Source organism: Knoellia aerolata DSM 18566 (genome assembly GCF_000768695.1).
Taxonomy (GTDB): Bacteria; Actinomycetota; Actinomycetes; order Actinomycetales; family Dermatophilaceae; genus Knoellia; species Knoellia aerolata.
Window position 1 is genome coordinate 20892 of record NZ_AVPL01000016.1, and the last position, 14319, is coordinate 35210.

13 protein-coding genes are annotated in these 14319 nt (G+C 73.0%); 5 read left to right on the forward strand and 8 right to left on the reverse strand.

Annotation, left to right across the window (positions count from 1 at the left end):
* Positions 1-11: 11 nt before the first annotated feature.
* Together N801_RS08090 and N801_RS08095 are read right to left on the reverse strand one after the other, a co-directional pair.
* Positions 12-1604 (reverse strand): serine hydrolase domain-containing protein, encoded by a 1593-nt coding sequence (locus N801_RS08090; RefSeq protein ID WP_035936027.1) that lies wholly within the window; start codon positions 1602-1604, stop codon positions 12-14.
* Between the two features lie 180 nt (positions 1605-1784).
* Positions 1785-2675: a phosphoribosylaminoimidazolesuccinocarboxamide synthase gene (locus N801_RS08095; RefSeq protein ID WP_035936029.1), complete on the reverse strand. Its 891-nt coding sequence runs from the start codon at positions 2673-2675 to the stop codon at positions 1785-1787.
* 110 nt (positions 2676-2785) lie between these two features.
* Here N801_RS08095 and N801_RS08100 point away from each other — a divergent pair, with 110 nt between their 5' ends.
* From N801_RS08100 to N801_RS08110, 3 genes are read left to right on the forward strand one after another with little or no spacing between them, the layout of a single operon-like run.
* Positions 2786-3373, forward strand: a complete 588-nt coding sequence (locus tag N801_RS08100) for a biotin transporter BioY (protein WP_035936031.1) — start codon at positions 2786-2788, stop codon at positions 3371-3373.
* A gap of 17 nt (positions 3374-3390) precedes the next feature.
* A complete protein-coding gene (locus tag N801_RS08105) occupies positions 3391-4086 on the forward strand; it encodes an energy-coupling factor ABC transporter ATP-binding protein (RefSeq protein WP_035936037.1) in 696 nt (231 codons plus the stop codon).
* Complete coding sequence (locus N801_RS08110) at positions 4086-4694, forward strand: energy-coupling factor transporter transmembrane component T family protein (RefSeq protein ID WP_035936038.1); 609 nt, start codon at positions 4086-4088, stop codon at positions 4692-4694. The genes N801_RS08105 and N801_RS08110 overlap by 1 nt, the downstream gene beginning before the upstream one ends.
* 34 nt (positions 4695-4728) lie before the next feature.
* Here the strand turns inward: N801_RS08110 and N801_RS08115 are convergent, their stop codons facing one another.
* Positions 4729-5175 carry a VOC family protein gene (locus N801_RS08115; RefSeq protein ID WP_035936040.1) on the reverse strand — a complete coding sequence of 149 codons (447 nt, stop codon included), beginning with the start codon at positions 5173-5175 and terminating at the stop codon, positions 4729-4731.
* A 31-nt stretch (positions 5176-5206) separates the two neighbouring features.
* A complete protein-coding gene (gene purD, locus N801_RS08120) occupies positions 5207-6487 on the reverse strand; it encodes a phosphoribosylamine--glycine ligase (RefSeq protein WP_035936124.1) in 1281 nt (426 codons plus the stop codon).
* A 293-nt stretch (positions 6488-6780) separates the two neighbouring features.
* On the opposite strand from purD, the gene N801_RS08125 reads away from it, so the two are divergent.
* A complete protein-coding gene (locus N801_RS08125; protein WP_035936042.1) occupies positions 6781-7773 on the forward strand; it encodes a helix-turn-helix transcriptional regulator in 993 nt (330 codons plus the stop codon).
* Between the two features lie 115 nt (positions 7774-7888).
* Positions 7889-10102 carry a HelD family protein gene (locus N801_RS08130; protein WP_035936045.1) on the forward strand — a complete coding sequence of 738 codons (2214 nt, stop codon included), beginning with the start codon at positions 7889-7891 and terminating at the stop codon, positions 10100-10102.
* A gap of 295 nt (positions 10103-10397) precedes the next feature.
* Here the strand turns inward: N801_RS08130 and N801_RS08135 are convergent, their stop codons facing one another.
* The 4 genes from N801_RS08135 to fbaA form a co-directional block, all read right to left on the reverse strand.
* A complete protein-coding gene (locus N801_RS08135) occupies positions 10398-11696 on the reverse strand; it encodes an adenylosuccinate synthase (protein ID WP_035936052.1) in 1299 nt (432 codons plus the stop codon).
* A 96-nt stretch (positions 11697-11792) separates the two neighbouring features.
* Complete coding sequence (locus N801_RS19680; protein WP_052112763.1) at positions 11793-12611, reverse strand: helix-turn-helix transcriptional regulator; 819 nt, start codon at positions 12609-12611, stop codon at positions 11793-11795.
* A 205-nt stretch (positions 12612-12816) separates the two neighbouring features.
* Entirely contained in the window at positions 12817-13221 is a 405-nt protein-coding gene (locus N801_RS08145; protein WP_035936054.1) for a DUF3151 domain-containing protein, read from the reverse strand.
* 3 nt (positions 13222-13224) lie between these two features.
* Positions 13225-14256: a class II fructose-bisphosphate aldolase gene (fbaA, locus tag N801_RS08150; protein ID WP_035936056.1), complete on the reverse strand. Its 1032-nt coding sequence runs from the start codon at positions 14254-14256 to the stop codon at positions 13225-13227.
* Between the last annotated feature and the right edge of the window lie 63 nt (positions 14257-14319).

Sequence of the window (14319 nt, forward strand, 5' to 3'; positions counted from 1 at the left end):
CGCCCCGGAGGTCAGATCCCGGCGTCCGCGGGTGAGCGCGGCCCCTGGGGCCGTCGCTGGCCGGCGGCCTGTCGAACCGCGATCCCTGCCGCTGCGACGGGCAGCAGCGTCGTGATCGCGGTGACGAGGGCGAGGTCCGGCACCGCGGACCACATCGCCCTCAGGGGGAGGTGGGCCCCGTCGCGGTTCGGCACGTGGACCAGGGCGAGCCAGAGCAGGCCCGCGCCGTAGGCGAGGGCCACCAGACTCACGATGGTCGCGGCCGTCCGGCGGCGGCATGCAGCCAACGCTGCGGCGACGAGCACGAGACCGAGACCGAGGGTGGGACCACCGACGAGGACCCAGGTCGAACGCTCGACCAGGAGGTCCCGCGGCGGCTCGCCCGCCTCGGTGCCGAGGACCTGGTGCACGAGCTCCACCCGGAGCCGCTGCAGGCGGTTCGCGTCAGGTCCGGAGCCGACGTTGGACAGGGCCACGACGGCGAGCCCCACCTCCCGGCAGACGAACATCGTCGTCATCGACCGGTCGATCATGCCGTCGTGCTCGAGGCAGGCAGGAAGCCCGGGGTCGCGCCAGTCGCCTCCGGGCGGCACGGCCTCCCACAGCCGCCGGACGTACCACCCGCTGGCGTACTCGGCCTGGTCGTGGACGCGGGCCACGGGCTCCGCCGCGGCGGCGAGCACCTCGTCAGGGAGCCTGGTGTCGACAGCGCCGAGGTGTGCCCGGGCCACGAGGGCCAGGTCGTCGGCACTCGACACGACGAGGGCCGAGGGAACGCCCCCCGCGGGCCGTGGCGCGGGGGTGGGCACGGTGAGGGCGCCGAACCACGTGTAGTGGCCCTCCGCGACCCCCCACCGCGCGGCCTCGGCCGGATCGGCGGTCGTCCGGGTCAACCCCAGTGGACCGGCGACGAGGTCACGCAGTGCGGTGGCGTAGCTCGTCCCGGTGACCTCCTCGATGAGGGCACCGAGGACGTCGTAGTTCGCGTTCGAGTGCTCGTACCCGGAACCCGGCGCGCGCTCGAGGTCCACCGACGCGAGGACCTCGGCCTCGTCCCGGATCGACCCCGGGGCGCCGGCGAACCAACCCCACTTGCGCTGGCCGGCCGCCGTCGACCAGCCGGCGGTGTGGCCCAGCAGCTGGCGCACGGTGATCGCGGCGTGCGACGGGCCTGCGTCTGCGAACTCCGGCAGCACGTCGCCGAGGCGGTCGTCCAGTCGCAGCCGACCGTCGGCGATGAGCGCCTGCGCGACGAGCCCGGTGAGCTGCTTGGAGGTGGAGCCCAGGTAGTAGGGCGTCGAGCCGTCGACCCCGCCGACGTAGTGCTCGACGAACGTCTGGCCGTCCTTGACGACCACGACGGCGAGGCTCGGCAGGCGCAGCGCCTCGGCCCGTTCGTCGACGAAGCGCCGGACGTCGTCACTCGACGCCGGCGTCGCGGCCGTCACCGCGCTCACCGCGCTCGCCGCTCCCGCCCACCCCGGCGTCCAGTCTCCGGGGGATCCGCCCGCCCCCGCAGGAACCGCCGCACCGACCGACACCGCCACGAGGGCTCCCACGGTCAGCGCGACCAGACGGGCACCGCGGCTCGTGGCCGACACCATGGGTCCATCGTCCCCCGGCGTCGGGCCCCCGCGCAGCCGGTTTCGTCAGGATCAGGACCGGCACCCTCGGGTCTCACGCGACCTCGGGCCGGAACCCACGAGTCGGGGGTGGCGTGACGGGTCGGGGCGCCACGGCCCCCCGACTCGTCACGGAGCCCCCGACTGGCGGCAGCCGGCGGCTCAGAAGGTCCGGCCGGTGAGCCGCTCGTAGGCCTCGACGTACTTGGCCCGGGTCCGCTCCACGACCTCGGGCGGCAGCCGAGGGGGCGCCTTGCCCGACGCCCTGTCCCAGCCGCTCGCGGGCGAGAGCAGCCACTCGCGGACGAACTCCTTATCGAAGCTCGGCTGCGGATGGCCTGGCTCCCACTGGTCGGCCGGCCAGAACCGCGACGAGTCCGGGGTGAGCACCTCGTCGGCCAGGACGAGGGTGCCGTCGGCGTCGAGGCCGAACTCCACCTTGGTGTCGGCGATGAGGATCCCGCGCTCGCCCGCGATCTCGTTGCCGCGGGCGAGGATCCGGGTCGTGAGGTCGCGGAGCCGGGCGGCGAGCTCGGGCCCGACCTCCGCCTCGACCTCCTCGTAGGTCATCGGCTCGTCGTGCTCCCCCATCGGGGCCTTCGTCGACGGCGTGAAGAGCGGTGCGGCGAAGCGGTCGCCGTCACGCAGCCCCTCGGGCAGCGCGAGGCCGCTCACGGTGCCGTCGGCGGCGTACTCGCGCAGCCCGCCGCCGGTGAGGTAGGCGCGGGCCACACACTCGACCGGGACCATCTCGAGGCGGCGCACGAGCACCGCGCGCCCGGCGACGACGTCGGGCACGTCGGTCGAGACGACGTGGTGGGGCACGAGGTCGGCGAGCTGGTCGAACCACCAGAGCGAGAGCTGCGTGAGCACCGCGCCCTTGTCGGGGATCGGCGGGTCGAGGATGAAGTCGAAGGCCGAGATCCGGTCCGAGGCCACGAGGAGCAGCTGGTCGTCGCGGCCGTCGGGCGCGTAGAGGTCCCGCACCTTGCCGGAGTAGACGTGGGTGAAGCCGGGGATCGCGAGCGCGGACTGCGCGTCGGGCGTCGTCATGCGGCGATTCTCGCAGGCGGCGCGCAGGCGGCGACGCCCTCACGCCGCGCCTGCGTCCGCAGGCCGACCCGCACCTCCCCAGGACCTCGCCGGAGTGGCACAGTACGGGCATGCTCACGTCCCGAGACCTCGCTCTCATCGCGATGTTCACCGGCGTCATCGCCGCCCTCGGCCTCATCCCGGCCGTCGCCCCGTTCGGCGCCGCGGTCCCCATCACCGCGCAGTCCATGGGCGTCATGCTCGCCGGAGCCATCCTCGGCTCGAAGCGTGGAGCCCTCGCGGTCCTGCTGTTCCTCGGCCTCGTGGCGATCGGCCTGCCGCTGCTGTCCGGCGGTCGCGGCGGGCTCGGCGTCTTCGCCGGCCCCAGCGTCGGCTACCTCGTCGGCTTCCCGGTCGCCGCCTGGCTGGTGGGCCGGCTCACCGAGCTCATCGGCCGCCCGTACCGCGTCACGCTCGGCGTCATGGCCAACGTCCTCGGCGGCGTCCTCGTCCTCAACGTCATCGGCATCCTCGGGATGGCGCTCGTCGCGGACCTCTCGCTGGTCAGGGCCACCACGGTTGCCGCCGTCTTCATCCCCGGCGACCTCATCAAGGCGGTGCTCACCGCGCTCGTCGCGGTCGGCGTCCACGCGGCCTACCCCGGCCTCATCCCCGCCCGCCGCGAGCGCACCGCGACCACCCCCCGCGTCCACGCCTGACCCTGCGGACCGCGACCGTGCCCGACATCCACGTCAGCGCCGTCAGCCACTCCTTCGGTGACGGAGCCGCACGCCGCACCGTCCTGCGCGAGGTCGACCTGCACCTCACCGAGCCCCGCATCGGTGTCGTCGGGGCGAACGGCTCCGGCAAGTCGACGTTCGTCCGGCTCCTCAACGGGCTCGTGCGCCCCGACTCGGGGACGGTGACGGTCGACGGGCTCGACACGGTGCGCGACGGCCGTGAGGTGCGCCGGCGCGTCGGCTTCTGCTTCACCGACCCGGACGCCCAGATCGTCATGCCGACGGTCGGGGAGGACATCGCCTTCGGGCTGCGTCGTCGCGGCCTCTCCCGGGCCGAGATCGCGGAACGCACGGAAGGTGCGCTGACGGCATACGGTCTCGCGGACCACGCCGACCATCCGGCCCACCTGCTCTCCGGGGGGCAGAAGCAGCTCCTCGCGCTGGCGAGCGTCCTCGTCACCGAGCCCGACCTCCTCGTCCTCGACGAGCCGACGACGCTGCTCGACCTGCGCAACGCCGACATGGTGCGGCGGCTCGTCGACCGCCTCCCGCAGCAGGTCGTGCTCGTCACCCACCACCTCGACCTGCTGCGCGGCTTCGACCGCGTCCTCGTCTTCGACCACGGCAGGGTCGTCCACGACGGCGGCGCCGACGACGCGGTCGGGGCCTACCGCGAGCTGGCGACCCGCTGATGCCCGCCCAGGCAGTCCCGCTCTACCTCCCGGGTGCGTCCCTCGTGCACCGGGTCGGGGCGGGGCCCAAGCTCCTCGTCCTGCTCGCGACCGGCGCCGCGCTGGCCGTGTGGCGCTCACCCTGGCAGGTCGGGCTCGCCATCGCGCTCGTCCTGGCCGGGTATGCCGTGGCGCGCCTGCCGCTGCGGGCGCTGCTCCGCCAGGTGGCGGGCCTGGCCTGGGTCGCGGTGCCGCTGCTCGTCGTCCAGTGGGTGTTCGCGTCGTGGCGCACCGGGGTGGGGGTGGTCGGGTCGTTCGTCGCGCTCGTGCTGCTCGCGGGCCTGGTCACCCTGACGACCCGGACGACGGCGATGGTGGACGTCGTCGTGCGGGTGGCCGGTTGGCTGCGCTGGTTCGGGATCGACCCGCAGCGCGTCGGGCTCATGCTCGCCCTGGGGATCCGTTCGGTCCACGTCGTCCTCGGGCTGGCGCAGGAGGTCCGCGAGGCCCAGCACGCCCGGGGCCTGCGGTCGAGCCCACGCGCCTTCGCCGTACCGCTCATCGTGCGCTCGCTGCGGCACGCCGACCGTCTCGGCGAGGCGCTGAGCGCGCGGGGCGTCGACGACTGACCCGTCGGGCGGCGGCCAGGTGCCGCGCGCGGGCTCAGACGATGCAGAACTCGTTGCCCTCCGGGTCCTCCATGACGAGGTGGTCGAGGTGGCCGTCGAACCGGTCCTCGCGCTGAAGCCGCGCGCCCCGCGCGACGAGGTCGGCCTCGGTCGCCCGGATGCGCTGCTCGCGCAGCGACTGCTCGACCGCGCGCCCACCGCTGACGCGCACGTCGAGGTGGAGCCGGTTCTTCACGGTCTTGGGCTCCGGCACCTTGAGGAAGCTGATCCTGGGTCCACCTCCCGACCGGGGGCAGATGCTCGCCCCGTCGCCCCACTCCTCCTCGGGGACCTCGTGGTCGCGCAGGAAGCTCGGCCAGTCGCTCCATCCCGGGGGCGGTGGCGCCTGCACCCAGCCCAGCGCGTGCGCCCAGAAGTCGGCCACGACCCGGGCGTCCGTGCAGTCGATCGTGATCCCGAGCTCGGGCTGCGGCTGGTCCATCGCCCCACCGTAGCCACGGCCACCGACGGGGTCAGCCGACCGTGACCTCACCGCGGGACGCCCGCAGCGCGATGTCGGTGCGGTGGTGCGACCCGTCCAGCTCCACGAGCGCCACCGCGGCGTAGGCACGGTCGCGGGCCTGCGCGAGGTCGTCTCCGGTCGCGACGACGGACACCACGCGGCCGCCGGACGACACGAGGGTGCCGTCGGCGTCGAGCGCCGTCCCGGCGTGCAGGACGTATGCCGTGGGGACGCCCTCGACCTCGTCGAGCCCCCCGAGGGGGTCGCCGGTGCGCGGGGTGCCCGGGTAGTTGTGCGCCGCGACGACCACCGTGACGGCGTGCTCGTCGGACCACCGGAGCGTGTCGTACTCGTCGAGACGACCGGTGGCCGCGGCCTTGAGCAGGGTGCCGAGCGGGGTGAGGAGGCGGGCGAGGACGACCTGGGTCTCGGGGTCACCGAAGCGGGCGTTGAACTCGATCACCCGGGGGCCCCTCGTGGTGAGGGCGAGGCCGATGAACAGCACGCCGACGAACGGGGTCCCGCGGCGGCGCATCTCGTCGACGGTCGGCTGGGCGACCCGGGTCACGAGGTCGGCGGTGAGCCCGGCCGGGGCCCAGTCCAGCGGGCTGTAGGCCCCCATGCCCCCGGTGTTGGGGCCGGCGTCGTCGTCGCCGACCCGCTTGAAGTCCTGCGCCGGCGACAGCGGCAGCACGGTCATCCCGTCGCTGAGGACGAAGAGGGAGACCTCGGGTCCGTCGAGGAACTCCTCGACGACGACCTGGCCGCCCTCCTTGGCGAGGCAGGCCGCGGCGTGCCGCAGCCCGGCCTCACGGTCGTCGGTGACGACGACGCCCTTGCCGGCGGCGAGCCCGTCGTCCTTGATGACGTAGGGCGTGCCCAACGCGTCCATGGAGTCGGCCACCTCGTCGGGGGTGGTGCAGAGGTGGGCGAGCCCGGTGGGGACCTCGGCGGCCGACATGACCTCCTTGGCGAAGGCCTTGCTCCCCTCGAGCCGCGCGGCGGCCGCGGACGGGCCGAAGACGTCGAAGCCCCCGTCACGCAGGACGTCCGCCATGCCGGCGACCAGCGGGACCTCGGGCCCGACGATGACGAGGTCGACGTCGTGGCGCTGCGCGATGGCCAGGGCGGTCGCGCTGTCGGTGATCTCGTCGAGCGGCTCGCAGAGCGCGAGGTGGCCGATGCCGGGATTGCCGGGAGCCGCGATCACCGCGTCGACCGAGGTGTCCGCCACGAGGCTGCGGACGATGGCGTGCTCGCGAGCACCGGCGCCGATGACGAGGACCTTCATGGGCGCCAAGCCTAGGTGTGGCCCGAGGCGGGGCCCACGGCAGTCCGCGGACGGCATACGGGCTCGGCGGTGCGGCAGGAGAAAAGTGTGGGCGCGACGCGCCCGGGGAGCAGGGGGGTACCCCCGGGAGCGTCGCGCCCGATCACGCGGCACTCACGGTTGGGGGGAACCGGCGCTCTGCGTGAACATCGACGTGGTCGACGTGTCCCACCATGACACGTGGGTCGCCCGTCATTCAAACCGAATGGAGGCGGGTTCCTGACAATGTCGTCATCCCGCCATAGTGTGGGCGCGTGACCGACCCCGCTCCCCTGCTCGCGGGCGACGAGCTGACGACGCGCGTCTACCTTCTCCTGCTGCGTCAGGCGGCGCCCCGCCGCAGCGCGCTGCTCAGGGAGGGGTTCACCGAGGACGAGGTCGGCGCCGCGCTGACCAGCCTCGAGATGCGCGGGATGGTCAACGCGACCCGACGCGACGTCATCGAGGTCTACCCGCCGGACAGCACCCTCCCGGCCTACGCGGCCGACCTCGAGCGCCAGGCCCGCACGACCCGATCGGCCGTCGAGGGCCTCACCCACATGTACAACGAGGCGCGCTCGGCGGAGGGCGCGTCCCGGACGAACCGGGAGGTCGCCCTCCTCGCGACCGTCGACGACGTCGAGGCCGCGTTCTTCCGCGCCGCCCGCCGGGCCGAGACCCGGGTCGTCCGGCTCGTCGCCCGCAGCGAGCGCATGGACAGGGTCGTCATCCGTCACGCCGAGTCGATCATCGCGGCCCGGCCGACGACCACCAGCCCCAGCCTCGAGCGCCTGCTCGTCTTCGAGCAGTCGATCCTCGAGGTCGAGGGGGCGTTCAGCGCCCTCGAGACGATGCGTGCCGACGGCATCGAGGTTCGGCTCACTCCCCATCTCGCGTTCTCGGTGCTCGCGGTCGACCGCACCACGGCGGTCATCGACGTCACGCACCTCGACGCCACGGGCGGCGGCTCCCTCTACGTCCAGCAGCGCCACCTCGCGGGCGCCCTGATGGACATGTGCATGGGCCTCTTCGCAGCCAGCACCCCTCTGCCGCGCACGCTCCGGGGCGGGCCCCTCGGCCGCCTGCACGAGCGCGACGGTCAGGTCATCGCGCTGCTCGCCGCCGGCGCCAGCGACCAGACGATCGCCCGGCAGCTGGGCATCTCGCAGCGCACGGTCGAGCGTCGGATCCGCGCCATCATGGTCGAGCTGGGTGCGACGACCCGCTTCCAGGCGGGCGTGATCGCCGTCCGACGTGAGTTCCTCTGACGCCCGGGACCGGGGTGGGCCGCCCGTCCTCGCACCCCCGCCGCCCGCGTAGACTCGTCCCTTCCGTGCGCGACGCGCACCACGCACACGTTGCTCTGCAGGGAGGGCCCCGACCGTGACGACCGCGCGCCCCGGCGCCACCGACACGTCGGCCGATGTCGCACGCGAGATCGCCGGCGAACAGGACCATGTCGACCGCGTCTACCGCGAGCTGGAGAAGGCGTCCGCGCGCGCCGCCGAGGTCGAGAAGGACGGCATCGCCCGGGGGCGGTCGAGCCGCAGCGGCGAGGTCCGCGACGAGGAGCTCACCGGGCTCTTCGAGCGTGACGCCCTCGTGTACGCCGCGGCGAAGCGCCGGTCCGCGATCGAGAAGCAGTACGAGGGCCTCGTCTTCGGACGCCTCGACCTCGGCGACGTCGAGACCCCGGCCGCCGAGCGCGACATCCGGCACATCGGACGCCTCGGGGTGCGCGACGACGACTACGAGCCCCTGGTCGTCGACTGGCGGGCACCCGCCGCCGCAGCCTTCTACCGGGCGACGCCCGTCGACCCCATGGGGGTGCTCCGCCGACGCGTGCTGCGCTGCAAGGGCGCCACCGTCGTCGGCGTCGAGGACGACCTCATGGTTCCCGAGGCGCCGGACGACATCGTCGTCGTCGGCGACGGGGCTCTCATCGCCGCGCTGACCCGCACCCGCGGACGCCAGATGCGCGACATCGTCGCCACCATCCAGCGCCACCAGGACGAGGCGATCCGCGCGCCCTCGCGCGGCGTCACCGAGATCACCGGCGGTCCCGGCACCGGCAAGACGGTCGTCGCCCTGCACCGGGCGGCATACCTCCTGTACTCCGAGCGTCGCCGGTTCGAGTCCGGCGGCATCCTCGTCGTGGGTCCGTCCGCGGCGTACACCGCCTACATCGAACGCGTGCTGCCCTCGCTCGGCGAGGACAGCGTCGCGCTGCGGGCGCTCGGCGACCTCGTCGACGGCGTCACCGCGAGCCGCCTGGACCAGCCCGAGGTCGCGGCGGTCAAGGGTTCGCTGCGGATCCGGCGGCTCCTGTCCCGGGCCGCGTCACGGCCGCCGGCGGGCGCGCCGACCCATCTGCGCGCCTTCATCAACGGCCACGCGGTGCGGCTCGACGAGTCCGTCCTGCACCGCATCCGGCGCCAGGTCCTGCGCTCGGCCCAGCACAACCTCGCCACCCACCAGGCCCGTGAGCAGCTCGCCCAGGCGGCGTGGGCCTCGGTGCGCCAGGGCGAACGGGACGAGTTCTTCGACGCGTTCGACTCCTCGCGCGACGTCGACGAGTTCATGCGCACGTGGTGGCGCCAGGTCGACCCCCGCGAGGTGCTGCTCGGACTCGCCGACACCGACCTCGTCTACGGCCTCGCCCGCGGCGTCCTCGACCAGGAGGAGTCGGCCGCGCTCGCCCTCTCGATGCGCGAGGCGCTGGAGCTCGGCACGTGGTCGGTGTCCGACATCGCCCTCATCGACGACCTCTCCGGCAAGCTCGGCCCGGTGCAGGAGCCCGAGTCCGAGGAGCGCGGCTTCTACGACATCGACGAGTACGACGACCTCGCGTCCTACGGCGTCAACGACGTGCGCGCCGGCGTGGACCGCGGGGTGGCGACCGCCCGGACCCAGAGCGTGGTCACGCCCCTCGACCCCCGCGAACGGCTCCTGCACGGCCGCATCGAACGCGCTTCGAGCAGCGCGCACGTCCTCGTCGACGAGGCGCAGGACCTCTCCCCGATGCAGTGGCGGGTGCTGGCGCGCCGGGGGCGCAACGCCTCGTGGACCGTCGTCGGCGACGCGGCCCAGGCGTCGTGGAGCGACCGCGAGGAGGCCCGTGCCGCGCAGACGGAGGCCTACGGCTCGCACGAGGTGCGTGGCTTCCACATGGACACCAACTACCGCAACGCGCGGGAGATCTTCGCCTACGCCCGCGACGTCATCCTCCCGCTCGTGCCCGACGCCGACATCCCGGAGGCGGTGCGCGAGACCGGCGTCGACCCGCTCGACCGCGTCGTCGACGCGCCGCCGACGTCGGCGGTCGAGCAGGCGGTCGAGGAGCTGCTCGATGACGTCGAGGGCTCGATCGCGGTCATCACGCCCCGTCGCTGGGCCGACCGGCTCGCCCACCTCGACGGCACCGGAGAGGGACGGGTGCAGGTCATCGACCCGCTCTCGACCAAGGGTCTCGAGTGGGACGCGACGGTCGTGCTCGACCCCGACGCGATCGTCGAGGAGTCACCCGGCGGGGTGCGCGTCCTCTACGTCGTCCTCACCCGCGCCGCCCACCGGATGACCGTCCTCCGCCCCGGCTGAGCCGCCCCGGCCCCGGCTGCCCCTCCGTTGCCGCCCGACTTCTTGCGTCCGCAACCCTGGTCGCGAACCCGACCACCCTTGCGGACGCAACAGGACGGCATACGGCAGCGTCCGCAACCCTGGTCGCGAACCCGACCACCCTTGCGGACGCAGCTGAACCTGCCGACGTATGCCGTCCCGTCACCGAGGCGCGACCCGACTGATTGCGCATTCCGGTCGCACCGCGGACCTGCGCCGGCGCCGATGTCTGACCGGAATGCGCAATCAGTCGCACTCGGGAGAGCGCAATGCGCAATCAGTCGAGGAGGGGGTGGCGCTCGATGATCTCGTGCCGGCCGGGGCCGACGCCGATGGCCGAGACCCGGGCGCCGATGAGCTCCTCGACGCGCAGGACGTAGGCCCGCGCGTTGGCCGGCAGCTCCTCGAAGGTGCGGCACCCGGAGATGTCCTCCGGCCAGCCGGGGAGCTCCTCGTAGATCGGGGTCGCGTGGTGGAAGTCGCTCTGCCCCACCGGCATCTCGTCGTGGCGGACGCCGTCCACGTCGTAGGCGACGCAGATCGGGACGGTGTCGAGCCCGGTGAGCACGTCGAGCTTGGTGATGACGAAGTCGGTGACCCCGTTGATCCGGGTGGCGTAGCGGCCGATGACGACGTCGAGCCAGCCGCAGCGACGCGGGCGCCCGGTCGTCGTGCCGTACTCGGCGCCGGTCCTGCGGAGGAACTCGCCGTTGTCGTCGTCGAGCTCGGTCGGGAACGGGCCTTCCCCGACGCGGGTCGTGTACGCCTTGAGGATCGCGATGACCCGGCTGACGCGGGTCGGCGGGATGCCGGAGCCGGTGCAGGCCCCGCCGGCGGTCGCCGACGAGGACGTGACGAAGGGGTAGGTGCCGTGGTCGACGTCGAGCAGCGTCGCCTGGCCGGCCTCGAGGAGGACGTTCTTGCCCTCGTTCAGCGCCTGCTCGAGCACGAGGGCGGTGTCGGCGACCATGGGACGCAACCGGTCGGCATACGACAGCAGCTCCTCGACGACCCGGTCGGCCTCCGCCGCGCGGGTGTTGTAGATCTTGACGAGGACCTGGTTCTTCAGCGCCAGGGCCGCCTCGACCTTCTGGCGCAGGATGCCCTCGTCGAAGATGTCCTGGATGCGGATGCCGACGCGGTTCATCTTGTCGGCGTAGGTCGGTCCGATGCCGCGGCCGGTCGTGCCGATCTTGCGGGCACCGAGGAAGCGCTCGGTGACCTTGTCGAGCGTGCGGTTGTACGGCGCGATGACGTGCGCGTTGGCGCTGACGAGCAGCTTGCTCGTGTCGACGCCGCGGGCACCCAGACCGTCGAGCTCCTCGAAGAGGACCTCGAGGTCGACGACGACGCCGTTGCCGATGACGGGCGTGACGCTCGGCGTGAGGATGCCGGAGGGAAGGAGGTGCAGGGCGTACTTCTCGCGCTTCCCGTCGGTCTCGATGACGACCGTGTGCCCGGCGTTGTTGCCCCCGTTGAACTTCACGACGTAGTCGACGTCCTCGCCCATGAGGTCGGTCGCCTTGCCCTTGCCTTCGTCGCCCCACTGGGCCCCGACGAGCACGATTGCCGGCATCTGGTCCACCTTCCGTGCGCGGGCGAGCCCGCGCGTGCGTGACATGCGAGGGGCCCGGCGCGAGACGTGCGACGGGCCCCCGGATCGCGCTCCAGCCTATCGGGTGCGGCCGGACCCCACCCGCGTCGGCCGCGTCGGCCCCGAGCGCAGCGACGTCAGCGCCGCGCCCAGCTGGAACCGGGTGTCGACGCCATGGATCGCCATGAGGGCGGCGATCCGCCGGCGGACGGTACGCAGACCGATGCCGAGGAAGCGCGCGATGGCCTCGTCCTTGAGCCCCATGCCGAGCAGCTCGACGAGCCGCTCGTCACCGGGGACGCTGGCCGCGAACGGCACCGCGTGCGCGTGCTCCCAGGCGAGGTCGAAGTGTGCCGCGAGCGTCGAGATGAGCAGCGGGTCCCGGATGAGGACGTAGCCGGACGCCAGCTCGCCCCATCGGGCGAGCGCGACGGCTCCGACGTCGCCGAAGACGGCGTACTCCGACCCGACCTCCGGGAGGAGACGCTGCTCCTCCCCCACCGTCGACCAGGACCGCAGCCACTGCAGCCCCTGCGGGGTGTCGAGCGCGGCCGCGGGGTAGATCGTGCGCTGGAGGTTGCCGCCGGCGATCCACTGCTGGTTGTCGCGCATCGTCGTGTCGTCGAGGGCGGGGCCCGAGTCGACGACCATGACGACGTTGCGCAGCAGGCCGCTGGCCTCGTGGATGAGCCGCTGCACGACCGTCGGCGCCATCTCGTCGCTGATCGGCTCGACCCCCTGCGTGCTCGGCGCGGGGCCGGCGCTGTCGAGGCGGGCGAGCAGCGCCCGGGCCTGCCCGAGGTCACGAAGTCGCTCCTCGATCCGTGAGTCCTCGCGGTCGCAGTACTCCCCGAGCAACCGGGAGGGCGACGTCGCATCTGCTGAGGTCAGCGGCATGAGAGCTCCTGTGAGGGGGTCGGTGGCAAGTTCCTGCCATTGGCAGTTAAGTGTCGCAGAAACCGCCGCCGCCGGTGCATGATGGCACTGCGCATCCGACGTGGCAGGGGACACAACGGACGCGCTCGCGCCACGGCGCGGTGCTCCTGGCAGGGGCGGAGAGGGGCCCGGACCACACGGTCCGGGCCCCTCTCGACGTCCCCGGTCAGAGACCGAGCTCGCGCGCCCCCGTCGTCGAGGAGTCACGCAGGAAGTCGGCGCAGCGCCGCTCCTCGTCGCTCTCACCGATGAGGCCGGCGGCCCGGGACAGCACGGCGAGCGAGCGCAGGAAGCCGCGGTTCGGCTCGTGCTCCCACGGCACCGGGCCCTGGCCGCGCCAGCCGCTCTTGCGCAGCGCGTCGAGGGCACGGTGGTAGCCGGTGCGGGCGTAGGCGTAGCCCTCGACCGTGCGGCCGTCGGCGAGGGCGTCCTCGGCGAGGGTGGCCCAGGCCAGCGACGACGTGGGGTTGCCGGCGGCCACCTGGTCGGGCGCCACACCCTCGTCGAGCAGCCGCGCGGCCGGGTCCACGGGGAGCCGGGTCTCGGGGATGCCGAGCAGGTTGTCGCTCATGCCTTAGGCCGGGTGGGTGCCGGCGGAGCGGAGGTTCTCGCAGGCCTCGACGACGCGGGCGGCCATGCCCTTCTCGGCCTCCTTGCCCCAGGCGCGCGGGTCGTACTGCTTCTTGTTGCCGACCTCACCGTCGATCTTGAGGACGCCGTCGTAGTGGCGCAGCATCCACTCGACGACGGGACGGGTGAACGCGTACTGGGTGTCGGTGTCGACGTTCATCTTGACGACGCCGTAGTCGACGGCCGCCGCGATCTCCTCGGCGGTCGAGCCGGACCCGCCGTGGAAGACGAGGTCGAAGGGGCGGGCGTCGGAGCCCAGGCCCAGCTCGGCGGCCGCGGCCTCCTGCGCGGACTTGAGGATCTCGGGGCGGAGCTTGACGTTGCCCGGCTTGTAGACGCCGTGCACGTTGCCGAAGGTCAGGGCCGTGAGGTAGCGGCCCTCTTCGCCGGATCCGAGCGCCTTGATGGTCGCGACCGCATCCTCGGGCGTGGTGTAGAGCTGCTCGTTGATGTCGTTGGCGACACCGTCCTCCTCACCGCCGACGACGCCGACCTCGATCTCGAGGATGACGTTCGCCGCCTTGCACAGGGCGAGGAGCTCGTCGGCGATCTGGAGGTTCTCCTCGAGCGGCACGGCCGAGCCGTCCCACATGTGCGACTGGAAGATGGGCAGCCCTCCGGCCTTGACCCGTTCCGTGCTCGCGGCGAGCAGGGGGCGCACGAAACCGTCGAGCTTGTCCTTGGGGCAGTGGTCCGTGTGCAGCGCGATGTTGACCGGGTAGCCCTTCGCCACCTCCTCCGCGTAGGCCGCGAGCGCCTTGGCGCCGGTGACCATGTCCTTGATCGTCGAGCCCGAGGCGTACTCGCCGCCGCCCGTCGACACCTGGATGATGCCGTCGCTGCCGGCCTCGGCGAAGCCACGGATGGCGGCGGTGACCGTCTGGCTGGACGTGATGTTGATGGCCGGGTAGGCGAACGAGCCGTTCTTGGCCCGGTCGAGCATGTCGGCATAGATCTCGGGAGTGGCGATGGGCATGAGGTCTCCTTGTCAGCGGCGAACAGGTTCAGTCTCGATCCTTCCACGCAGGCCCCCGCTGGC